Source organism: Ohtaekwangia koreensis (assembly GCF_900167975.1).
In the GTDB taxonomy this organism is placed as follows: Bacteria; Bacteroidota; Bacteroidia; order Cytophagales; family Cyclobacteriaceae; genus Ohtaekwangia; species Ohtaekwangia koreensis.
This window is the reverse complement of the sequence record NZ_FUZU01000005.1, coordinates 319526-342220: the sequence shown is the minus strand read 5'-3', so window position 1 is coordinate 342220 and position 22695 is coordinate 319526. Positions and strand designations below refer to the sequence as shown.

At 41.6% G+C, this 22695-nt stretch carries 19 protein-coding genes and 1 tRNA gene; 7 read left to right on the top strand and 13 right to left on the bottom strand.

All coding sequences use genetic code 11. The annotated features are described in order from the left end of the window. The first annotated feature begins 59 nt into the window (after positions 1-59). The 3 genes from B5Y40_RS28625 to B5Y40_RS28615 all read left to right on the top strand — a co-directional run bounded on the left by B5Y40_RS28625 (position 60) and on the right by B5Y40_RS28615 (position 3274). Positions 60-1307 carry a TlpA disulfide reductase family protein gene (locus B5Y40_RS28625; RefSeq protein WP_079690326.1) on the top strand — a complete coding sequence of 416 codons (1248 nt, stop codon included), beginning with the start codon at positions 60-62 and terminating at the stop codon, positions 1305-1307. After that, entirely contained in the window at positions 1307-2551 is a 1245-nt protein-coding gene (mnmA, locus tag B5Y40_RS28620; RefSeq protein ID WP_079690325.1) for a tRNA 2-thiouridine(34) synthase MnmA, read from the top strand. Before B5Y40_RS28625 ends, mnmA begins: the two co-directional genes overlap by 1 nt. Before the next feature lie 165 nt (positions 2552-2716). Then, positions 2717-3274, top strand: coding sequence for an outer membrane beta-barrel protein (locus B5Y40_RS28615; RefSeq protein WP_079690324.1), 558 nt, complete (start codon positions 2717-2719; stop codon positions 3272-3274). A 55-nt stretch (positions 3275-3329) separates the two neighbouring features. Here B5Y40_RS28615 and B5Y40_RS28610 read toward each other — a convergent pair whose 3' ends face one another. From B5Y40_RS28610 to B5Y40_RS28600, 3 genes are all read right to left on the bottom strand, one after another. Continuing rightward, positions 3330-3896, bottom strand: coding sequence for a DUF502 domain-containing protein (locus B5Y40_RS28610; RefSeq protein WP_079690323.1), 567 nt, complete (start codon positions 3894-3896; stop codon positions 3330-3332). Positions 3897-4001: 105 nt separating this feature from the next. Then, positions 4002-4682 carry a (d)CMP kinase gene (cmk, locus tag B5Y40_RS28605; RefSeq protein WP_079690457.1) on the bottom strand — a complete coding sequence of 227 codons (681 nt, stop codon included), beginning with the start codon at positions 4680-4682 and terminating at the stop codon, positions 4002-4004. A 262-nt stretch (positions 4683-4944) separates the two neighbouring features. Further along, a complete protein-coding gene (locus B5Y40_RS28600; protein WP_079690322.1) occupies positions 4945-5217 on the bottom strand; it encodes a hypothetical protein in 273 nt (90 codons plus the stop codon). 116 nt (positions 5218-5333) lie between these two features. On the opposite strand from B5Y40_RS28600, the gene B5Y40_RS28595 reads away from it, so the two are divergent. Beyond that, positions 5334-5603 (top strand): hypothetical protein, encoded by a 270-nt coding sequence (locus B5Y40_RS28595; protein WP_079690321.1) that lies wholly within the window; start codon positions 5334-5336, stop codon positions 5601-5603. A gap of 48 nt (positions 5604-5651) precedes the next feature. Here B5Y40_RS28595 and B5Y40_RS28590 read toward each other — a convergent pair whose 3' ends face one another. From B5Y40_RS28590 to pafA, 5 genes are all read right to left on the bottom strand, one after another. Further along, entirely contained in the window at positions 5652-7058 is a 1407-nt protein-coding gene (locus tag B5Y40_RS28590; RefSeq protein WP_079690320.1) for an MATE family efflux transporter, read from the bottom strand. Positions 7059-7350: 292 nt separating this feature from the next. After that, on the bottom strand, positions 7351-8064 hold the full coding sequence (locus B5Y40_RS28585; RefSeq protein ID WP_079690456.1) for a head GIN domain-containing protein: 714 nt from the start codon (positions 8062-8064) through the stop codon (positions 7351-7353). 152 nt (positions 8065-8216) lie between these two features. Next, positions 8217-9569, bottom strand: a complete 1353-nt coding sequence (locus tag B5Y40_RS28580) for an NAD-dependent succinate-semialdehyde dehydrogenase (protein WP_079690319.1) — start codon at positions 9567-9569, stop codon at positions 8217-8219. A gap of 116 nt (positions 9570-9685) precedes the next feature. Continuing rightward, positions 9686-10048 (bottom strand): cupin domain-containing protein, encoded by a 363-nt coding sequence (locus tag B5Y40_RS28575; protein WP_079690318.1) that lies wholly within the window; start codon positions 10046-10048, stop codon positions 9686-9688. A 75-nt stretch (positions 10049-10123) separates the two neighbouring features. After that, positions 10124-11776 carry an alkaline phosphatase PafA gene (gene pafA, locus B5Y40_RS28570; protein ID WP_079690317.1) on the bottom strand — a complete coding sequence of 551 codons (1653 nt, stop codon included), beginning with the start codon at positions 11774-11776 and terminating at the stop codon, positions 10124-10126. A 257-nt stretch (positions 11777-12033) separates the two neighbouring features. Between pafA and B5Y40_RS28565 the strand changes: the two genes are divergently transcribed. Together B5Y40_RS28565 and B5Y40_RS28555 are read left to right on the top strand one after the other, a co-directional pair. Further along, positions 12034-14490, top strand: a complete 2457-nt coding sequence (locus B5Y40_RS28565) for an ABC transporter permease (RefSeq protein ID WP_079690316.1) — start codon at positions 12034-12036, stop codon at positions 14488-14490. Positions 14491-15077: 587 nt separating this feature from the next. Beyond that, positions 15078-16007: a S1C family serine protease gene (locus B5Y40_RS28555; protein WP_079690314.1), complete on the top strand. Its 930-nt coding sequence runs from the start codon at positions 15078-15080 to the stop codon at positions 16005-16007. A gap of 69 nt (positions 16008-16076) precedes the next feature. Here B5Y40_RS28555 and B5Y40_RS28550 read toward each other — a convergent pair whose 3' ends face one another. After that, positions 16077-17831: a DEAD/DEAH box helicase gene (locus B5Y40_RS28550; RefSeq protein ID WP_079690313.1), complete on the bottom strand. Its 1755-nt coding sequence runs from the start codon at positions 17829-17831 to the stop codon at positions 16077-16079. Between the two features lie 204 nt (positions 17832-18035). Between B5Y40_RS28550 and B5Y40_RS28545 the strand changes: the two genes are divergently transcribed. Continuing rightward, positions 18036-18109: transfer RNA gene (locus B5Y40_RS28545), tRNA-Ala, on the top strand. Between the two features lie 62 nt (positions 18110-18171). On the opposite strand, the gene B5Y40_RS28540 is transcribed toward B5Y40_RS28545, so the two are convergent. The 4 genes from B5Y40_RS28540 to B5Y40_RS28525 all read right to left on the bottom strand — a co-directional run bounded on the left by B5Y40_RS28540 (position 18172) and on the right by B5Y40_RS28525 (position 22690). After that, positions 18172-18897 (bottom strand): YdcF family protein, encoded by a 726-nt coding sequence (locus B5Y40_RS28540; protein ID WP_159453834.1) that lies wholly within the window; start codon positions 18895-18897, stop codon positions 18172-18174. Between the two features lie 19 nt (positions 18898-18916). After that, the gene (locus tag B5Y40_RS28535) at positions 18917-20836 is read right to left on the bottom strand and encodes a RecQ family ATP-dependent DNA helicase (protein WP_079690311.1); all 1920 of its coding nucleotides are present in this window, start codon (positions 20834-20836) and stop codon (positions 18917-18919) included. A 118-nt stretch (positions 20837-20954) separates the two neighbouring features. Next, a complete protein-coding gene (locus tag B5Y40_RS28530) occupies positions 20955-21812 on the bottom strand; it encodes a substrate-binding periplasmic protein (RefSeq protein ID WP_079690310.1) in 858 nt (285 codons plus the stop codon). Between the two features lie 104 nt (positions 21813-21916). Beyond that, complete coding sequence (locus B5Y40_RS28525; protein WP_079690309.1) at positions 21917-22690, bottom strand: enoyl-CoA hydratase/isomerase family protein; 774 nt, start codon at positions 22688-22690, stop codon at positions 21917-21919. Positions 22691-22695: the final 5 nt, after the last annotated feature.

Genomic DNA, 22695 nt, shown 5'->3' with positions numbered 1-22695 from the left:
TCCTCCAATTGTTAATCATTTGTAGCATTTTTGTGACGGACTCAAATAAAAATAATTCCATGAGGAGACTTCTCATTGTTGCTACACTTATAATGCTCATTGGCGCTTGTAAGCAGAAAGCTGAAAACACGACTGTCTTGAAAACAGGAATTTGGCGAGCTACGATTGAAATACAAGGGCAACAACTGCCATTTAATTTTGAGTTGGTGAAGGACACTGATGACGGGTATGACATTTACCTACGCAATGCCGATGAGCGATTGCTACTGGATGAAGTAAAAATCTACGGTGATTCAGTAGATATAGGGCTTCACATTTTTGATGCGAATATCAAGGCTCACGTCAAGGGTGATACACTGCAAGGTGAATTCATCAAAAATTATGAAAAGGATTTTAATATACCATTCACGGCTGTATATGGACAATCTTTTCGCTTTGAGAAAGCTGGCGCACAGAAAGATATACCGGACTTCTCGGGAAAATATGCTGTTACTTTTATACATGAATTTGATACAACAAAAGCAGTGGGTATATTTCATCAACAGGGTGATAGCGTTACCGGAACTTTTCTTACGCCTACAGGCGACTATCGCTACCTGCAGGGTAACGTTGTAAACAGCTTAATGCAGCTGAGTACATTCGATGGTAATCATGCCTATATATTCAGGGCTACAAAAAAAGATGATGGTAAACTGATCGGAGAATTTATATCCGGTAAAAATCACATGGAATTTTGGGAGGCTGAGAAAGATGAAAACGCATCGTTACCAGACCCGGAATCACTTACTTATTTAAAACCTGGTTATGAACGGATCGAGTTTAACTTCCCTGATGTAAATGGTAAACCTGTTAGTCTCAACGATGAGAAGTATAAAAACAAAGTAGTGATCCTGCAGATGTTCGGCACATGGTGTCCTAATTGTTTGGATGAAACTATGTTTCTCTCTCCCTGGTATAATGAAAATAAAAAAAGAGGTGTAGAAATTATAGGGCTTGCCTACGAGCGCAAACCTGATTTTGATTACGCTAGCGGTCGCGTAAAAAAAATGATCGATAAGTTAAAAGTGAATTACGATTTCGTAATTGCCGGAACAAACAATAAAGCACAAGCCGCTGAAACGCTTCCAATGCTTAATAAAGTCGTTGCATTTCCAACCACCATTTTTATTGGTAAAGATGGAAAAGTAAAGAAGATCCATACAGGCTATTCAGGTCCTGGTACCGGCTTCTACTATGAAGTGGGTATTCAAAAGTTTAATGAGACAGTCAATGAACTTTTGAACGAGAATTTAACTTCTAAGAAATAATGAAACCTGCAGTCCATACACAATCGACAGAAACAAGCACAACCACCTCCAGCCATGCACTTCCTGGTCAGGGCAAACGTGTTGTCGTTGGTTTATCGGGAGGTGTGGACTCCAGCGTAGCAGCTTATCTTCTTCAAAAAGAAGGATATGAAGTGATCGGCATGTTCATGAAGAACTGGCATGACGATTCCGTAACCATCAGCAATGAATGTCCATGGCTCGATGATAGTAATGATGCAATGATCGTAGCGCAACATCTGGGTATTCCGTTTCAGGCTATAGATCTTAGCACAGAGTATAAAGCACGCATCGTTGACTATATGTTTGCTGAGTACCAACGCGGCCGTACGCCAAATCCAGATGTACTTTGTAATCGCGAAATAAAGTTTGATGTTTTCCTGAATGCTGCACTCAAGCTTGGCGCTGATTATGTAGCCACGGGACACTACTGTCGCAGAGCACAGCATGAACAAAATGGTAAAGCAGTATATCAATTGCTTTCCGGAAAAGATCCCAATAAAGATCAGAGCTATTTTTTGTGTCAGCTTACGCAGGAACAATTGTCCAAATCGCTTTTCCCGATAGGTGAATTATTAAAACCTGAAGTAAGAGCTATAGCCAAAGAGATCGGGTTGGTAACGGCTGACAAAAAAGATTCACAAGGATTATGCTTTGTCGGCAAAGTACATTTACCTGATTTTTTACAACAACGTCTCATTCCAAAAAAAGGAAAGGTTGTGAATGTACCGGCTGATGCTTCTGCTTTTAAAAATGGCTTTGACAAAAATGATCTCGAACTGATTACAGCGCCGTATCATTTTGAACCATCGGCAGGTAGTGTTGTGGGTGAACACAACGGTGCGCATTATTATACCATTGGCCAGCGCAGGGGATTAAACCTCGGTGGGTTTGCCGAGCCGTTGTTTGTGATTGGCACCGATACAAATGAAAATGTGATCTATACCGGCATGGGCGAGGAGCATCCCGGACTATACCGAAAAGGGTTATTCGTTCCTAACGAAGATGAGCATTGGATTCGAAACGATCTGAAATTAAACGTTGGAGAGTCAGCCCAATACAACGCACGCATCCGTTATCGCCAGCCGTTGGCCGGGTGCACGCTTTATAAACGAGAAGAAGGACTATATATCATTTTCGATGTCCCAATGAAAAGTATCACCCCAGGACAGTTTGCTGCCTGGTATAATGGGGAGGAATTGATCGGATCTGGCGTAATAAGTTAGTTGGCATAATATTATAGCATGAAACCTGTCATGTAGTTTAGCCGTAGTATCGTGCTATAAATAACTATGGCGACTTTTACTGCTAATATTATACATATACATTCTTGTGTTGATTTCGGCTATTAAAAGTCTTTGCTTAATTTTAACCCAAACAAAACTCTTATTATGAAAAAAGACATTCGTTTTTTGGTAGTAATTTCTTTTTTACTGCTTTCATTTTCGCAATTCAGTGTTTCAGCCCAAGTAAGAAAAGGAGACTTTTTATTAAGCCCCAACCTTGGTTTGGGTTATTACTATGCCGGTAGTGGCTTAGCTGTAACGCTAGGTGTTAATGGAGAGTATGCCTTTACAGATGAGATCAGCGGTGGTGGATATATAGCATATACCCGTTGGACTACTGATTACGGATACCAGGGTAACAATTATGATTATTCTTACAACTTCATCGACTTTGGAGCTCGTGCTTCTTATCATTTTGCCAAACTTCTTCGTGTATCCAACAAGAAATTTGACCCATACGCAGGTGCATTCTTAGGTTTTGTAACATCAAGCTATAGCCATGATGGCAATGGCGTAGTTGGCTACGATGACAATTATGGAAGCGATCTTCGGCCTGGTATCTTTGCAGGTGCGCGTTATTTCTTCCAACCTAATATAGGTGTCTTTGGTGAGGTTAGTATAGGATTAACTCCGATCTCCGGAGGTGTAACCTTCAAGTTCTAGTTAAAGAAACAACATTATTTTATACGGGTGCCTGCTAACAAGGCATCCGTTTTTTTTAGAAATTTTCCTTAAATCCACTTATACCACCTGATACTATATATTTCATTGCTATAGGTCCTGATATATTCAGTGGTGTAATTCTGTTTCTCTGCACAATGTAATGCCATCCGGACACGGCATACGAGTGCGGCAGGTAAACGGAAACCATATCGTTCAATCCCAGTTCCGATAAATCTGCCTGTGTTATAAAACCGATCTGGTATAGTTTATTCTCTTCGTTCATCAACACCAGCACAGGTTTATTGAATTTCTTTTTATCACCCACAAAAGCATTTAGCAAATCTTTTAAGGATGAATAAATAAGTTTCACCAGAGGAATACGATTCATGCCATGATCGAACCATGTTGTAAAAGCTTTGAATGCAAAATTTGTGGTCAGGTATCCGAAGATCGTAATGGCAAACAGAATGATCAGAAAGCCAAGACCGGGATAAGGAAGTTTGAGGAGACTATCGAGCCAGCTAAAAGCTATAAAGATAAAATATACAGTAGCTACCAACGGAACGATAAACAAGGTACCACTAAAGAAATAGCGGATGATTCGTCTGAACGTACTTTCCATGAAACGCAGGGGTTAGAATACAGGAGTAAGGAGGTAAGAATGCAGTACTCCTGTAACAAAATTAAGGAAGCCTTTCAGGTTTTTCTTTGAAAGCGTATTATTTTATTAAGAAACTACAATACGAGCCAGTGCCATGCGGATTACTTCGTCTACCTGCTCGTCAAACGCTATATGTGTCGTGTCAACCTCAACGGCATCGTCCGCTTTTCGTAGCGGGCTCTCTGCACGTGTTGTATCAATCTCATCGCGCTGCCGGATGTTTTCAACTACATCATCAAGGTCTACAAGCTGCCCGCGTTCAAGCAATTCTTTTTGCCTGCGGAAAGCCCTCACTTGCATATCGGCTTTCATAAAAAGCTTCAGTTCTGCGGTAGGAAACACTACGGTGCCAATATCGCGGCCATCCATAACGATGCCTCTCTCTTTTCCCATTCTGCGTTGCTGATCAACCATCGCTGTACGCACATGCTTGATCGTACTTACCTGGCTCACCATTTCAGAGACACGCATCTTACGGATCTCCTTTTCAACATTCAGTCCATTCAGAAAAGTATCTGTACCGTTCTTGGGATTTACTTTAAAAGAGATATGGATTTGTTCCAGCGCACGAGCCACCTCTTTGGGATTGGTTAGCGCCACATGGTGGTCCATAAAATAAAATGTTACCGCGCGGTACATAGCACCTGAATCTATATAGCGGTATCCTAAAATAGAAGCAACTTCTTTTGCTGTTGAACTCTTGCCACAAGCAGAGTATCCGTCAATCGCGATTACTATTTTGCGCAGGTTCATTAGCAGTCTTTATGAGGACAAGGAATCGGTCTTCCAGGCTTGAGTTTCTTATGATGTTTGGATGAACCGCAGGATGAAATGATCAAACTAAAAAAAATTAAAGTGCAAATAAATCTTACCATTGAGTGAGGTTTAAGATTTTTTCTCATGTTGATTTCGTAACTGCTCTATCATAGAATGAAACTCGCTCATTTTCATTTTCTTTTTCAAATGAGGAGGCGTACTACGAATGATATCGAAATAGTTCTTCTTCGTCTCAGAAGAATCCACACCAGTTTTGTCTAATATCCTTTTCATACGGTAAATCAACTTGAAGAACTTCTATTTCAAAATTAGCATTTTTAGAAATGCGATAAGCCATCTGAAGGAATTTTCTTCCGGTGCTGAATCCTAGAACGTAAATAAAGTCGTCATTGTATTCAAAATATGAACTTTGGTTATTCAAAATGCTTACAATTTCATCGCGTGTGATGTTCAGATTTCTTAATTCAATGAAATCAATCATTGAAAAATCAATATTAAAATCCATTTAGCTAACGTTTTGACGCAAATATATTTAATGAATAGACACCGGCAAGAACGCAACTTGTTAGTACGCATCGGCACTTTATAGTATCTTTAATATCGTATAAAAAATATCACCCAATGGAAACGCAAGAAGAAGGAAAGACAGAAAAGACTTTCAAAAATTTCGGTAAACGTGTAGATGATTTTTTAGTGGAGTTTAATGAAGCCGGAGAAAGGCTTCGGAAAGAATTCGAAGTAAAACTGGAAGAACTCAAAGTCTCTGCTGAAAAAATCAAAAAGGAAGCTGAAAATAACGAACGTTGGAAAGAGGTAGAGGACAACCTTAAGAAAGCTGGCGATGAATTTGGCAATGCTTTTAAGGCAGCCTTCAAAAAAAGAAATCCGTAGATGTAATTATACTGTGAGTCTTGATAACCAGACTCACAGTATATATACTTATACCTTCACGGCTTTCCACTTCCCTTGGCGGAAAATAAAAATACCGGCTAAGGCCATGAGCGATTCTGCAATGGCAATGGCTGCATATACACCAACAGGCCCTGTATGAAACCACATGGCCAGTATATATGCAAATGGAATCTGGAAGATCCAGAAACCAAAGAAGCTTATAATGATCGGAGTCCGTGTGTCCCCTGCCCCATTGAAGGATTGGTTAATCACCATACCATACGCATAGAAGATATACCCCAGTGACACGATTTGCAAACACTGAATGCCATTCTTCAATACAACTTCATCGGTTGTAAAGAAATGTAGAATAGGGGTAGCCAGACTAAAGAATAATATAGTCACCAGAGCGAGGAAAATCATATTAAAGAACGCTGCTCTCCACACCGATTTTTCCGCACGATCGGGATGCCCTGCACCAAGGTTTTGCCCTACCAATGTTGCCGATGCATTGGCCATTCCCCATGCAGGAAGTATAGCAAAAACAATTACGCGGATAGCAATGGTATAGCCTGCCTGTGCTGCGCTTCCAAAGTCGGACATGATTCGCATTAGAAAGATCCAGCTTGCTGAACCAATCAGAAATTGTCCGGTAGACCCAGCCGATATTTTTAACAGCCTTCCGATGATGGACAAATCTACCATTAGATTTTCCGCTCGCAGTTTGATGATTCCTTTGGCTTTCAACAAGTGATAAAGCTGATACATTACACCTATACCACGTCCTATATTTGTAGCAATTGCCGCACCCTCTACTCCGAAGGCCGGTATAGGACCAAGACCAAAAATAAAAATCGGGTCCAGTACAATGTTCAATATGTTCGCCAACAACAAAGAACGCATCGCTAATGAAGCATCGCCTGCACCGCGAAAGACGGCATTGATAATAAACAGCAACATGATGGTTACGTTACCCGTCAGCATCCAGCGTGTATACCCTACGTTGTTTGCAATCAATGTTTCACTTCCACCCATTAACCGCAGAATATTTTCGGAAAAGAAAATCCCAACGATACTGATCAGTGCTGCCATGGCGAGCCCTATATAGATCGCTTGTGCTGCTGCAATTTCTGCAGATTTGATATCCTTCTCTCCTACTCTGCGCGCCACCATAGCAGTTGCTGCCATGCTCAACCCCATGGCCAACGAGTATATTAATGCAAGCACTGACTCGGTAAGACCTATAACAGAGATAGCATCATTGTCATGCAGGCGCCCTACGAAATAAACATCGACGATGGCAAAGATCGCTTCCATCGACATTTCGAAGATCATGGGCACGGAAAGAAGAAATATAGCCCTGTCTATACTTCCGGATGTATATTCTTGCTCCCCACCTTTAATGGCTTTTTTAAAAAGACTTATAAATGAACTGACTTTTGTAATAACCGACATACTAAAAGTTTAGACGTTAAAAAATATATACCTATTGGCTCCAGGGATGGAGCTCTAAAAAAAAGATGCTTGGACGTACCAAACTTAAAATATGAGAAACATAGGCTTAAATGTTTGGAATCTGTAAAGGCTCCAGAAACCAAAGTTCACGTAAAAAAATGAAAATGGTTGTATGATTACACAAAAAGTTTTTTTGAAATCTGTTCGTTTTTATTTGTAGTAAACTATTCTATAGCACAAAAAAAGGGGCGAACCCCTTTTTAATTATTTATACTTTTTGATGATGTCAGTCTCAATCTTTCTCTACTGTGCTGCTGCCGGATACATTCGTAGTAATAGATGGGTTACCCCTATAAAGTATAGAACTTGCACCAGTCGCTGTAACATCTAAATCATCAGACACGGTAACTTTTGCATGGCTGGCACCGGAGGCATCGAGTATAGACTCACGCACCGGATAATCAAATGCTGAGAGTGTTGATGCGCCGGAAACTTTCGCTTCCAGTTCGTCACCTAATCCATATAGTCTCAAACTGGATCCTCCGGATATATCCAGGTTCAATTGCCTGTAGCCTGCATCTAATTGAGATACCGATGCACCGGATAAAATGAAATCAAGATCATCATCGCTTTCAAATCCTTTTATAGTGGAGACACTCGCACCGGAAAAATTAACAGCCTCCAGACGCGGCATGCGAATGGTAATATAGGTGTCATGTTTACGATTCGCATTGTCTTCATATTTAATGACGAGCGTTGAACCACTCTTATATACTTCGAGGTCATCTATATTTCTGCGATCGCCCTCCACGTGAATGCTGAATGTATTGGACTGCTCCACATCAATATGAAAGGCGCTGCCCATTTCAAGCCTATCAAAATCTACCAATGAATAATCTTTTTCTTTATCCTGAAGAGGACCCGGATCTTCTTCATCACAGGAAGTAAATATACCCGCACACGCTACCAGCGTTGCAAAAAGGAAGGTCTTAAAATGTTTAATCATAATCATAGAGGTTGTTTCATGATCAAGACAACTCATTTTTAAAATACCCCCACGACACCGTTAAATAATTTATGATTCACGGCAATGTGCATAACAGCTTTGCCTGGTGTCAATTCTACATCTAAATAAAAGAGAAGGGAATCCCTAATGGTTTACGCAATAGAGATTGTTTTTATATTGACGAATTCATGGATACCTTCTTCTGATAATTCGCGGCCATAGCCGGATTTCTTTATACCTCCGAATGGTAATCGCACATCAGATTTCATAAGTGAATTAATGAATACAGAACCTGCTTCCACTTCGCGTGCTACACGTTCTCCACGATCGCGATCCGTTGTCCAAATCGAAGCCCCCAATCCATAGCGACTCGCATTTGCAAAGGCAATAGCTTCCTGTTCTGAACATGCTGATGTTACTGCCGCCAACGGCCCAAAAGTTTCTTCATCAAACGCAATGATGCCAGGCTTTACATGATCAAGCAATGCCGGTTGAAAATTACCTTCATTTCTTTCGCCTCCTGTTACTATACGAGCGCCCTGCTGTATAGATTGCTTTAGTTGCTTTTCGAGATCTTCTGCCAGATCAATTCGTGCGAGCGGTCCCGTTGTTATTTTTTCATCGAAAGGATTCCCCTGACGCAAAGCCTCTATACTTATCCGAAAGCGTTCAACAAATTCTTCTTTTATTTTTTCATGTACTATAAATCGTTTTGCAGCTATACATGATTGTCCTGCATTTTGCATGCGCGATTGTGTGGCAACTTTTACAGTAAGATCAAGGTCTGCATCTTCAAGCACTATAAATGGATCACTGCCTCCTAACTCAAGCACTGATTTTTTAATATTCTTTCCTGCCAGTGCACCAACCTTAGCACCAGCAGACTCACTCCCCGTTAGAGCAACACCCTGCACAATGCGCGATTCAAGTATACTTTCAATAGCAGTATTCTGAATAATGAGTGATTGAAATACTCCATCCGGGAAACCGGCTTCGTGGAAAATCTTTTCGATTGTCATGGAACATTTGGTTACGTTGGAAGAGTGTTTCAGTAAGCCAACGTTACCCGCCATTAACGCGGGCGCCGCATATCGGAATACTTGCCAGAAAGGAAAATTCCATGGCATAATAGCAAGTACTGCACCTATTGGTTGATATGCAACAAGGCTCTTGTATGCATCTGTATCAATTCGTTTATCAGCCAGAAAATTCTCTGCGTGCTTTGCAAAGTACTCGCATCCTACTGCACATTTTTCAATTTCTGCGCGCGACTCTGAAATTACTTTGCCCATCTCCCAGGTAATGGTGCGTGCATACTCTTCTTTGTTCTTTCGAAGAACTGCGGCAACACGCAACATCATTTCACTCCGTTGCACGAGCGTTGTTTTTTTCCAGAGACTGAACGCCAATGAAGCCTTGTCGAGCTTGGCTTGTATATCATGTGGCGTATGCAGCGGAAACTCATCAATAACAGATTGATCAAAAGGATGAATGGACTTTAGCATAATAAATATCTTTCATGGTCAACACGAACCTACGTGGTGAAGGTTCTGAGATAACTAAAAAATTGATGCCAACGAAGTTAAAAAAGCAGGTATGGTAAAATGAGAATGGATTTATATTAAATCCACTCGAGGTTCTCTACAGTTTGAGCAACTACTATATCACCGGTATGTTTGAGACTTTTCGGTTCGATTAACATGATACGGACCTCTTCATCGTTTGTCCACGGGCGATGTTCAACACCTTTCGGAACGATCAGAATCTCTCCCGGCTTTGTAGCGATCGTTGGCTTGTCTCTGAAGTCCATCATCAACGTACCGGCAAGCACTACAAATAATTCGTCTTCACCATCATGTTTATGCCAGATAAGTTCGCCTTTTACTTTAGCGATCTTTACATAGTTATCATTTAATTCACCTACTATATAAGGATGCCAATGTTCGGTGAACTTCGTGAATTTCTGTTCCAGGTCAATATGCATATATAATTGGCTATTCAGATTTATACTCCAATAAAATACTTATATCATACGTAAACGGATACAGTCTGGTATTCGTTACTCAAATAATTCTGATACCGGGTTTCCGGTACAACCACTTGGAAACTTGATATTCAGCAGTGCAGATATAGTGGGTGCTATATCTGTTATCGGATGATATTGAACCGATACACCCTTTTTTATTCCTTTACCATAAAATAACATCGGCACGTTTGTATCATATGTATAGGGCGATCCGTGTGTTGTTCCTTGAATAGAGCCTGATTCAAACCATCCTGGCTCCAACACTACCACTACATCACCGGAGCGCTTCGGATGATATCCGCGAATGACAGAACCCTTCACACCTCCATCATTATAATTACCCTGACGAAGCAAGCCTTCTGTATAATAGTTCGCTACACCTTCTACCGTTAGAAGATATTTACCGATCAACTCGGATACTATAAACATATCAAGACCTGTTGATTTCGGATTGCCCTGAAAAGCATCTTGATTTAAAAATATTTGCTCGTTGCTTACGTTGGCAATCAATTTCTTTCCCGGAAAATATCCGTTCAGGTATTCATTTAGCTTAGCCTGAACATAATTCTCATTATAATAACCTGCAGGCATTTTGTTATCCTTCAGATATTGTGGTACATCAGCCACAGCGTGATCTGCCGTGAGAAATAATGTATAGTTACCGGCACCAACTTCCTTGTCCAATGTTTTCAGCAAGTCTGCTATATTTCTATCAAGGCGCAAGTACGTATCTTCCACTTCAATGGCATTCGGGCCAACCGCATGCCCTATAGCATCCGTAGTAGAATAGGAAACACAAAGAAAATCACTGATATCATCTTTCCCCATCTTCTCTCCTTCAAGAGCAGCTTTGGCAAATTCCGTCAGGTAATCATTCGCAAAAGGCGTCATATATAGCAGGTCGAAATTTCCATTCTGCTTTCGCATCTGCGGCAAGTTATAGGGGAAAGTCGGTTTGGTTTTACCTGCATATTTTTTTTCATAAGGAGAATCGTCAGGTCCGCTCTCTGTATACTGTTCGATGGGCAACAACGTATTCCACTCCTGTGACAAGTATTTGTCAGGAAGATTAAGCGAATTGAATTTCTCTGTCCAATCCGGAAGCTTGCTCATATAGTATGAACTCGAAACAAAGCGACCCGTGCCACTATCAAACCAGAATGCAGCATCACCAAGATGGCCTGCCGGCAATACAGCACCGCGATCTTTGAATGATAGTCCTATAACTTTGGCGCGTTTCTGCGTAAACAATTCCAATTCATCCGTAACGGTTGATGACAGCAATCTCCAGGGAGAAACATCACCGTTACCGGAAGCAACTCCTACAATTTTTTGTAAGGAATCCTCCACACAGTTCACCATCTTACCATTCTTCTTGTTATAGAAGTCGTTCCCGATAATTCCGTGCACTGCAGGTGTTGTACCGGTATATACAGAGGCATGGCCAGGGCCGGTATAGGTTGGAGTATAGTTATAGTGCGCATTCTTCACCATGAAGCCATCGCCTATCAATCTTTTAAAACCATCGTTACCAAATTTGTTATAGTAGCGATAGAGATATTCCTGACGCATCTGGTCAACCACAATTCCCACTACCAGTTTTGGACGGTCGCTGATGCTTACCGTTGTCTGCGCAGATGCTGCACCAAAGATGATGAAGGTCAGTGCAAAAATGTATACTCTCATAGCTTGAAATAAAGTCAGCAAGATAATTAATGATCCTGTGCGCGAAATTAATCTTTTATGAATGGTTTGTTAACACACCATACCTTTTTAACAACTGGTTACTGTTGCACCAACCGGTTCATTTCCGTACAACACATCTGATCAGAATTGAACATCGCCATGGGTGCAAACCTTTTTTTTATAGCTCCATGCAGCTTCTTACAAAATGCATGGTCTTTGTGTAACCAGCACAGAATTTAAAAGTTACTCCTTTTGCCATGATCAAAAACTATATAAAAGTAGCCTTACGTTCCATCTTCCGGAACAAGCTAACAGCGTTTATCAATATAGCCGGTCTCGCACTGGCCATTGCCAGCGCCATTCTTATTTTCCTGTTTGTAACCGATGAGATCAGTTATGACAAGTATCATACAAAAGCAGAAAGGATCTATCGCGTTACGCGGAGTTTTCATTCTCAGGAGGGAGAAGTAAGTCTTCGCCTGGCAAACGTTGCACCGCCCATTGGTCCATTGCTAAAAAATGATTTTGGAGAGCTTGAAGTGATGGCCCGCACCATCAATTTCGGAACAGTGATTGGACTCGAAGAAAACGGGGAACTGAAAATATCCAACTCTGAAGACAATGTATTTGTAGCTGAGCCGAACATCTTCCGGATTTTCGACATTGATATTAAATCCGGTGATCCTTTAAAAGCTATTGAGCGTCCTTTTACCGTAATGCTTTCAGAGAAAGCTGCGAAGAAATATTTTAACAGTGAAAATATTATAGGGAAACGCCTTCGTGCCAACAATGCATTTGATCTTGAGGTTACCGGAGTATATAAAGACTTTCCGAAGCAATCGCATTGGCATCCGGAGTTCCTCATTTCCTTTAGCACTTTGGAGAATGACAATATCTATGGACGCAGACAATTGGAAACAAATTGGGGCAACAATTCTTTCGGCACATATATACTTCTGGAAAAAGGTGCTGATCCTAAAAAAACAGAAGCGGCATTTCCTGCATTCCTGGATAAGCATTTTGGCAATTATGCACGCGCCAACTGGGGAGTGCCAGCGGATTGGGTAGCATCAAAATCAACAACACTTTCCCTGCAAAAGCTTACCGACATTCACCTTCGCTCACACCTCGATGATGAACTTGAAACCAATGGTGACATCAATAGTGTATATATGATGAGTGTGATCGGATTGTTTATTATTCTGATCGCTTGCTTCAACTTCATTAATCTTTCTACAGCACGGGCCACAAAACGCGCGAAAGAAGTTGGTTTACGAAAAGTAGTAGGCGCTTTTAAAACTCAATTGGTTGGCCAATACTTGAGCGAATCGATACTGATCACATTTTTCTCCTTGATACTCGCATTGTTTTTATCCGTGCGTGGTATACTTTGGTTGAATGAATTTACAGGGAAAGAAATTTCCATGAATATATTCTCGAATATAGCACTGATCGGAGGGCTTATCGTATTTGCACTCGTGATCGGTGTGTTGGCAGGTATATATCCTGCATTTGTAATTTCTTCTTTCAATCCTGCGCTTGCCCTTAAGGGACAACAGGGTTCTGCTACCGGTAAATCTGCTATTCGCAAAACACTGGTTATTGTGCAGTTTTCCATTTCTATTGTATTGATCATTGCTACACTCATAACGTTTCAACAACTCGCATTTCTGAATAACCGTGACCTTGGTTACAAGAAAGACCAGGTGGTTACACTTTCATATTATGAAGATCTGAATAACACATATGATGCGTTTCATCATGCGCTAACACAATCATCGCTTATTCAAAATGTAGGGCGATCATCGCGCATCCCAACCGGAAGACTGCTCGATTCATACGGTGATGCCAGCGTTATGAAAGGAGATAGCCTGGTAAGTATACCTATGAATTTAAAATCCATTTCTACGGATGAAGATTTTTTTGACACCTATAGTATACAAGTGGCTGCAGGAAGAAATTTCTCGAAGGCAATTCCTACTGATGATTCTTTAGCGTTTATCATCAATGAAGCGGCTGCCAAAGCCATCGGGTGGACCAACGTTGAACAAAATATTGACAAGGATTTTCATTATGCCGATGTACAGGGAAAGCTGATTGGTGTAGTAAAGGATTTTCATTTTGAATCGCTACATCAACAAATTGTACCAATGATATTTTTGATGCGGAGAGATAATTATAATCGTCTGTCTGTAAAGATTGCGGGAAACTCGCTGCGGGAAGGACTGGCACATCTTGAGAAAACATGGGAATCGTTTTTACCGGGCAGACCTTTTGAATATGAATTTTTGAGTGACCGCTATAGGAAGCTATATGAGGCGGAGCAAAAACAGAGTCAGTTGTTTACAACGTTCGCGGCACTCGCCATTTTTATAGCCAGCCTTGGATTATTCGGACTTGCTACGTTCAGTACATTGCAGCGAATGAAAGAAATTGGCATCCGTAAAATTCTGGGTGCCTCGGTGGGAAGTATACTTCAACTTTTGTCAAAGGAAATTCTGATACTGGTTGCTATAGCAAACCTGGTTGCGTGGCCAATCGCCTGGTATAGTATGAGTCGCTGGCTTGACACGTTTGCCTATAGAGTGGATATGAATCCAGCAATTTTTGTAGCAGGTGCAGCATGCGCTATACTAATAGCACTGGTTACGGTAAGTACTCAAACCATACGGGCAGCTTTGGGAAATCCGGCAAAGACCCTGCGATATGAATAACTTCAGGAAAAGGGGTATTACTCCTGTTGGCCAGGAGATCGAATACAAAGTAGGGATTAAAAAATCATGATTGCCAAAAGAGTCATCGAAACGATGGAACTGGCAAACATAATGGCTAAGCCCAAGAAATGATATACATTAATCTGCTTCATAAAAAATGTTGGTTTAAAAGCTAGATTTTGGGCCGACTTTAGACATGGCGATCTGCAGATTATTCTTCTTTTTGACAGTCTTCCTTGGTAACCAACTTTTTTAAAGCCTTAAAAGCAGGTTGTGGGATTATTAGACTGCTAACGTTTGAAGGTCGTTCTGCAAACCATTGCAATATCCAAAAAAAATTTGTTTTTCAAACTGGTCAACGAAATTTTTTCATCAGAAATTTTTCAAATGGTTCCTCAAATCGCTTTCCGGGTCGTAGCGATTTTTATCGGATAAATCCAAAAATCGGTAACAATGGAGCTTTTATTCCTGGATTTATAGGGCATACCAGCCAACTTGGCTTTCTGTTTTTATAGACACAAGCCATTTTAACCTGTTCTTCGGCATGGACAGTTTTTTGACGCGCCCTATACTTTAAGGAAAAATTTATGGATGCTTTTTCAACGATGATTATTGAGGCCGTAGAAAAAACCAAAAATGCGGTCGTCAGAATAGATGTCTTCAAGCGAGACAAGAATAATGTACTTCGTCCTGCCGGCTCCGGTTCAGGGTTTATCTTTTCATCAGACGGACTCATTTTTACCAACAGCCATGTAGTGGATGGTGCCGAAAAAATAATGGTGAGCCTGCTGAATGAGAATGAGATTGAAGGTGTGCTGATCGGCAAAGACCCCGACACAGACTTAGCGATACTCAAGATATATAGTGAAGGTTACTCCGTAGCCAAACTCGGAGATGCTCAGCAACTGCAGATCGGTCAGTTTATAATTGCTATCGGTAATCCATATGGTTATCAGCATACCGTTACAACGGGGGTGGTAAGCGCATTGGGCAGAACCTTGCAGACGCAATCCGGAAGGCTGGTTGATAACGTTATTCAGTCGGATGCCGCATTAAATCCTGGTAATTCCGGTGGGCCTATGATTACAACAGATGGTGAAGTGATTGGTGTGAATACAGCGATCATACAGGGGGCACAAGGGCTAAGTTTTTCAGTGGATATAAATACAGCGAAAGAGATCGCGCAGCAATTACTGAAAGATGGAAAAGTATTCAAGGCTTACCTCGGACTCATGCTACAGGAAGTCCCCATTAATCCAAAGGTAAAACAACACTATAATCTGAAGAACAAGAAAGGGCTGTTCATCACGAAGATCGAAGAGAACTCACCGGCTTCACGTTCACAGTTGCAGGAAGGAGATATAGTCATATCGTTTCACGACAAGATCATCAATTCCTCACATGAACTCTTTAAAGAATTAAGTAAACGGGAGATCGTGAACGTTACAGATATCACTGTGATTCGTCATACGGAGTTGTTAAACTTCACGGTTTTTCCAACGGATAAACGTCCTTAAAAGAAAGAGGCTTTGTAAGAAATAAATCTCACAAAGCCTCTTTTATACTATATATAGCACAGCGCTATATTATCTCCATTTCTTCTTCTGATCAGAAGATGAAGAGCGGGATCTGCTTCCACCTCCGGAGCTTCTGCCGGAAGATCTGCCTCCACCGCCTCCGCGGTTGTTGTCGCGGCTTGAAGATGAAGAAGAGCGGCTACGTGAACCAAACTCTTTTTGCTCCGTTACTTCAACGCGTACCTGGCGGCCTTTATACTCTATACCACTAAATCCTTTTAAGATTTGATCAGCTTTCTCTGTATCAACTTCGAAAAACGAGTAAGCACCTTTCAAATCAATTCTGCCGATATCGCTTTTTCCTAAACCTGAAGCATCATCGATAACTTCAATGAGTTTAGAAACATCTATACCATCCATTTTACCAAGGTTGATAAAGAAGCGGGCACCTGATGATGAATGACGATCCTCGCCACCTTCACTTGCACCACGTCTGCCTTCTACGTTCAGGTCTGGAGCATTACGGTAGTAATCAAAGAAGCGGTTGAATTCCAGTGAAGCAAAACGCTTGATAAGCTCTTGCTTGGTAAGGCTCTTCAATTCTGCTTCGATAGCAGGAAGGAACTCTGCGATCTCATCTTCATTTACTTTCACTTCGTTTACCTTGTGCATAAAGGCCAGCAATTGCTTCTGGCAAACTTCTGCACCGGTAGGTATAGTCATCCGTTTAAACGGTGACTTCAATGTTTTTTCGATCTGCTTTACTTTACCAAGTTCGCGTTTAGAAATCATCGCGATCGAAACACCTTTCTTACCTGCACGGGCTGTTCTTCCACTACGGTGCGTGTAGAACTCCATTTCGTCAGGTATATTCAGGTGAATTACGTGCGAGATGTCTTCTACATCTATACCACGGGCGGCAACATCTGTAGCCACCAGTATCTGTAAAGAACGTTGACGGAATTTCAACATCACACGATCACGTTGTTGCTGTGTAAGGTCACCGTGAAGTGCATCGGCATTATAGCCATCTTTCATCAGCATCTCAGCAATTTTCTGTGTATCGATACGCGTACGGCAGAAGATCAAACCAAAAATATCCGGATTGTAATCGAGGATACGTTTCAGTGCGAGATAACGATCTTTATCCTGAATGATCACATAATGATGTTCGATGTTAACATTCCCGGTATTCTGCTCACCTACCGTAAGTTCGAACGGATCGCTCATGTAGTTTTTCATGATCGAGCGAACTTCACGTGGCATGGTTGCTGAAAACAACCAGGTCGCTTTATCTTCCGGTGTAAAGGAAAGTATTTTATCAAGGTCATCCTTAAAGCCCATGTTCAGCATTTCATCGGCTTCATCCAATACTATATATTTTATAGTTTTAAGATTGATCGCTTTACGATCGATGAGGTCAATGAGGCGGCCAGGAGTTGCTACAATAATTTGTGCTCCTTTTTTTACTTTACGGATCTGTTCACTGATACTTGATCCGCCATACACCGCCACGATGTTGAAGGACTTAAATTTTTCAGAGAAGTTTTCAAGGTCATTGGCAATCTGCAAACCAAGTTCGCGTGTAGGTGCCAATACAAGTGCCTGCGTATCGCGGCTTTTATCATCAACCAGTTCAAGCAACGGCAATCCGAAGGCAGCAGTTTTACCGGTACCGGTTTGTGCGAGTCCGACAAAATCGCGGTTTCCGTTCAGTAAAACAGGGATTGCTTTTTCCTGTATGGGTGTAGGCGTTTCAAAGCCGATTTGTAAAACCGACTCCACCAAGCCCTTGGACAGGCCCAGGGTTTCAAAAGATTTCATTCTATATTATTGTGTAAGGTGCAAAGGTACTGCTATTAATCGAGATTAATTGCGGAGTTGCAAATTACAAGCATTTCTCTCTGTTCTTTGAGACAAAGCACAACATAATAAAGGCTAAACAACTTTTCACTGTTTCAAATTGATGTATGCACAGCGCTATAGAGTTGATTTTTTCTGGAACTCCTCTATATTTGCTGCCCGTTCGGGGGATTAGCTCAGCTGGCTAGAGCGCTTCCATGGCATGGAAGAGGTCATCGGTTCGACTCCGATATTCTCCACAAAAAAACAAAGTCTGCTTTTTATGGGCAGACTTTTTCTATTTATAACCTTCGGAATTGTTTCAATAGGTTGTTTGGCTCACACTTTCCTCGCTCTTCTCCTTTTGTTTTTTAGACTCTCTTCGATCTTCTTTCACACGTTTACCCAATGTGCCTCGGAAACGCTGCCAGAATCCTTCGCGCTCTAGTATAGATACAAAACCATCGGCATGACAAGATGTAGTGTCGATTACGGGCAAAGACTTATTGCTGATGTCGAGCATCCCAAATACAATAGGTATAGCTTTTACACCGGGGCAATAACGCCTGGTGAAGCTTCGTAATAAACCGGATTGATATGGATCGGTGGCCAGTGCTATTTTTTTGAAGCCGAGTTCCTTCGCCAGCCTCCAAGAGTAATAGATATTTTCCGTGCTATGTTCTGCTTTTGTTTCTGCAAAAGTATGTTCGGCAGGAATCCCCAATGAGTCAGCAATTGTTTTCATAGCTAGTGCTTCCACGAACGGACTATATACTGCGGCTCCCGAGAAGATTATATTCTTGGTATAGCCACTGTCATATAAATGCTTGGCCCAGAAAATTCTCATCTTCATAACCATGGTGGTGTTCTCTTTTTCATAGGGAACTCCCGGCACAATGATAACATCGTATGGCTTGTCTTTTTTTGCACGCGCATATGATTTTTCAGCATAACGTTTAAATGTACAATGCGTCAGCAATAGCGAAACTGCCAAAAATATATGTACATAAATAAAAATCCTGACAAACTTCTTCAATCCTTTTCGCATAATGGTATATAACATACAATCAGTTTCTTTGTTCAGAAAGTTGCAGTCGCCAGCTGTCGTCATACTTCAGCAAGCCTTCATCCACGAGGTCGCGCACTACATCTGCAAATAATTCATGGTCCGTTGGCTCAATATATTCTTCAAGCTCTTCGATGGTCATGGAAGCACCCTTCATGATAGTAACGATTTCTGCGCGTAATAATTCGAAAGCCGAGTGATTATTCGCTTTTCGTTGCTCAATACAAACATCACAAAGGCCACATACCGTAAAAGTTTCCTCACCGAAATAGGCCTGAATAACCTGCATGCGGCAGCGATGTGTTTCAGTAGTGAAATTCACAATCGCCTTCATTTTATCGGTAATCAGCTTTTTGCGTTCTTCAAGCCGCTGATTGTTCAGAGGAAGTTTGTCGGCATCCTGCCGCGGCATTACAAATGTAATCTGCGGTTTATTTTTCATGGGCTGATACACTACAATGTTCAGTTCGTGAAGATGCTGAAGAATCGTGATCATTTCTCTATCAGAAACCTTCAATCCTCTGGCGAGATACGGTTCGGAGATCTTTACAAAATCTGCAAACAACTCGCCACCATACAGGCGAAGCAACATTTTTATAACCGGATCGAATCGTGCATTTGCAATTTGGAATTCATATAGCTTCGCTTTATCAACCGCGAGAAAAAGATGTGAAGGATTGTAAAAACTTTCGTTGAACTGAATGAATCCCTCCTCCTCCAGTTTCTTCAGTGCTATATATACTTCAGCCTGATGATATTTGAACCGTTCTGCAAAATCGTGCAGGTCAAAATCGTAACTCTCTCCGCCACTGCTGCCAATGGCGAGTTGATAATAATTGGCAAGCGCCTGGTATACCTTCTTTAAAACTTCGGGAGAGGGATGTGCCTGCTCCGTTTTGAATTGAAGACTAACAACATCTGAATCCTGGTATAGTATAACAGCAAACGACCGTATACCATCGCGCCCGGCACGACCCGCTTCCTGATAATATGATTCGATATTTTCCGGTATATCCAGATGGACAACGAGTCGTACATTGGGCTTATCTATACCCATACCAAAAGCGTTGGTTGCTACCATTACACGACTCTTATCATGGATCCACTCCTCTTGTCTTTTGGAACGATCTTCGAAATCCAGTCCGGCATGATAATACGAAGCGCTGATACCTCTCTTGGAAAGCCACTCAGCAATCTGTTGTGTAGCCTTGCGCGAGCGGACATATATAATTGCACTGCCTTTTACCTTCTGCAGAATATCCAGCAACTTCTTCTCTTTGTTTTCAGTTTTGCGAACAACAAAAGAAAGATTTTCACGCGCGAAAGATTTCTGAAAAACTGCTGCCGGTTGCCGGAATGCCAGCTTCTCCATGATGTCTTCTTTTACCAGTAGCGTAGCCGTTGCAGTGAGCGCAATCACGGGAGCATCGGGTTTCAATTCCCGCAAGGAAGGGATCTGCAGGTAAGGCGGTCTGAAATCATATCCCCATTGCGATATACAGTGCGCTTCATCAATCGCGATCAGCGCGATCTTCATTTGCTTTGCACGTGCTATAAATAATTCGGTTTGCAGGCGTTCGGGAGAAACGTATAAAAACTTTACCGGCCCATATATACAGTTATCCAACAGTATATCTATTTCCCTGCGATGCATACCCGAGTGGATAGCAACGGCCAGGATGCCACGCCTTTTTAATTGCTCCACCTGGTCTTTCATCAAAGCAATAAGGGGAGTGATCACGATACAAATTCCGTCCAGCAATAAAGCAGGTACCTGAAAGCATACCGATTTTCCACCGCCGGTCGGGAGCAACGCCAGGGTATCATGCCCTTGCAGTACCGATGTAATAATATCTTCCTGCAACGGTCTGAACTGACCATGTTGCCAGTACTTTTTTAATATCGAAACGGGTGTCTCCAACAGAGACGAATATAGTACCGTTATCCGTTATACGTTCACTGTTAATCGTTAATTGGAACAAATTTTTAGTTTGCTGCTGCTACGAGTAACAGTGAACGCGTTCCTCCAACGGTTAGGGCTACTGCTTGGAAGCAGATTGCATGAGCTTCATACCGGCTTCTCCCAGGTGTTTCAACAAAATAGATTTATACTTTGCTGTGGTGGTATAGCCGCCGTTCGCTTTTAGAAATTCGTCTAGCACGGGAGTCCAATCGCTATTGAGGGGCATGATAAAACCGAATTGCTCAGCAGCCTTATCAGCGATGGGATGACGCTTGATGCCTTTCTTCATTTGTACCGCTTCGAGATAAAATGCCAGGTCAAGGTATCCGACTCCTTTAGGATCTTCGAATATTTTTTCAAGCGTTTCCTGGCTGGTGGTCGTATATACTATCTTAAGATCCGAATAGTAATTGTTCTTTAAATCGAGAATGCGTTTTTCATTTAAGGTACCCTTCGCAGTATAGGCCGTCAGGTCAACGAAAGTCTTGGGCATATCTTCAAATTTTGCCAGCGTAGGTACTTTGGATTGTGTAATGAGTATAGCAAAGTTTGTAATGAAGGGCTGACTGAATTTTACTTCCTTCCTCCGCTCTTCGGTGATGGTGATGTTACCAAGTCCGAACACGCCACCTTTCGAATTTTTTACTTTGTCGAACATGCCGCGAAAGTTAGATCCATCGCCCACAAATTTAGGACTGATTTCCACCTTTTTGCTTTCCTTCAGCCACACTACAAAGTCATTCATGATATCTACACAAATGCCGGTAAGTTTTCCGGAGTCATCTATATAGGCAAAACTTGGGGTTTCAACATAGGCAAAAGAAACATTGCCTTTTCCTTTTTTACTGGCGTCCTTCCAGGTATCACCGGAATACGATTGCGCGGAGAGCGATATAGATATCGCGCTCCATAGAATACACATTAAAATTCGCATGGATTTGTTTTGGGTTCAAAATATACCCTGAGTATATACTTTTCATGCGATAAATATACTATCCCTGTAATATTGATGTCCTATTTATAGCGAGATTCAATAATTTACCATTGAATTTTCTCCTTATTCAAAAATGCCTGAATACCTTTTATACAATCTTCACTGGTACGAGCTTTAGCGTTCATCGTTGACGCAAACGTTAGCGCATCATCTAAGTGCAGGGATTGTATAGATGCTATCATTTGCTTGGTAAGCTCCATGGAATTAGACGAATTTGTATGGATCAACCGATAAGAAAACTCCAACACTTCATTTTCTATCTTTTCTTTGTCTACTATATAATTGATGAGCCCTATACGATATGCGTCTTCGGCTGTTATCAGATCTCCGCTTAACAAAAGTTGCTTTGCTTTCGCCTCACCAATCTTGCGCAGCAAAAATACCATGACGATGGCGGGTATAAAACCGATCTTCACTTCAGTATACCCAAACTTCGCTTCCGGCACTGCGAATATAAAATCGCATACCGATGCAAGACCACAGCCGCCAGCGAGAGCATGACCTTGTACTTGCGCGATCACTACTTTTTTCAAAGTATATATCTTGAGGAATAATTCCTTCAGGTGGTTTGAGTCAGCCAAATTTTCTTCGTAGGAGAACTTTTGTAACTGTTGCAGATACCCGAGGTCGGCTCCGGCACAAAACGCTTCACCGTTTGCCCGCAGTATAATTATTTTTACCGCGGTGTCATCCTCTGCTTTGGTGAAAGCTTCCTTCAACGCTGCTACCAATTCAAAACTTAATGCATTGCGTTTCTCCGGACGATTCAGTGTGATATATCCTATGCGATCCTTTACAGTATATTCAATTTGGTTCATGCTAT

Coding starts and splice junctions, on each gene's coding strand:
- B5Y40_RS28625 (WP_079690326.1), top strand. CDS start 60: ATGAGGAGACTTCTCATTGTTGCTACACTTATAATGCTCATTGGCGCT.
- mnmA (WP_079690325.1), top strand. CDS start 1,307: ATGAAACCTGCAGTCCATACACAATCGACAGAAACAAGCACAACCACC.
- B5Y40_RS28615 (WP_079690324.1), top strand. CDS start 2,717: ATGAAAAAAGACATTCGTTTTTTGGTAGTAATTTCTTTTTTACTGCTT.
- B5Y40_RS28610 (WP_079690323.1), bottom strand. CDS start 3,896: ATGGAAAGTACGTTCAGACGAATCATCCGCTATTTCTTTAGTGGTACC.
- B5Y40_RS28600 (WP_079690322.1), bottom strand. CDS start 5,217: ATGGATTTTAATATTGATTTTTCAATGATTGATTTCATTGAATTAAGA.
- B5Y40_RS28595 (WP_079690321.1), top strand. CDS start 5,334: ATGGAAACGCAAGAAGAAGGAAAGACAGAAAAGACTTTCAAAAATTTC.
- B5Y40_RS28590 (WP_079690320.1), bottom strand. CDS start 7,058: ATGTCGGTTATTACAAAAGTCAGTTCATTTATAAGTCTTTTTAAAAAA.
- B5Y40_RS28585 (WP_079690456.1), bottom strand. CDS start 8,064: ATGATTAAACATTTTAAGACCTTCCTTTTTGCAACGCTGGTAGCGTGT.
- B5Y40_RS28580 (WP_079690319.1), bottom strand. CDS start 9,569: ATGCTAAAGTCCATTCATCCTTTTGATCAATCTGTTATTGATGAGTTT.
- B5Y40_RS28575 (WP_079690318.1), bottom strand. CDS start 10,048: ATGCATATTGACCTGGAACAGAAATTCACGAAGTTCACCGAACATTGG.
- pafA (WP_079690317.1), bottom strand. CDS start 11,776: ATGAGAGTATACATTTTTGCACTGACCTTCATCATCTTTGGTGCAGCA.
- B5Y40_RS28565 (WP_079690316.1), top strand. CDS start 12,034: ATGATCAAAAACTATATAAAAGTAGCCTTACGTTCCATCTTCCGGAAC.
- B5Y40_RS28555 (WP_079690314.1), top strand. CDS start 15,078: ATGGATGCTTTTTCAACGATGATTATTGAGGCCGTAGAAAAAACCAAA.
- B5Y40_RS28550 (WP_079690313.1), bottom strand. CDS start 17,831: ATGAAATCTTTTGAAACCCTGGGCCTGTCCAAGGGCTTGGTGGAGTCG.
- B5Y40_RS28540 (WP_159453834.1), bottom strand. CDS start 18,897: ATGCGAAAAGGATTGAAGAAGTTTGTCAGGATTTTTATTTATGTACAT.
- B5Y40_RS28530 (WP_079690310.1), bottom strand. CDS start 21,812: ATGCGAATTTTAATGTGTATTCTATGGAGCGCGATATCTATATCGCTC.
- B5Y40_RS28525 (WP_079690309.1), bottom strand. CDS start 22,690: ATGAACCAAATTGAATATACTGTAAAGGATCGCATAGGATATATCACA.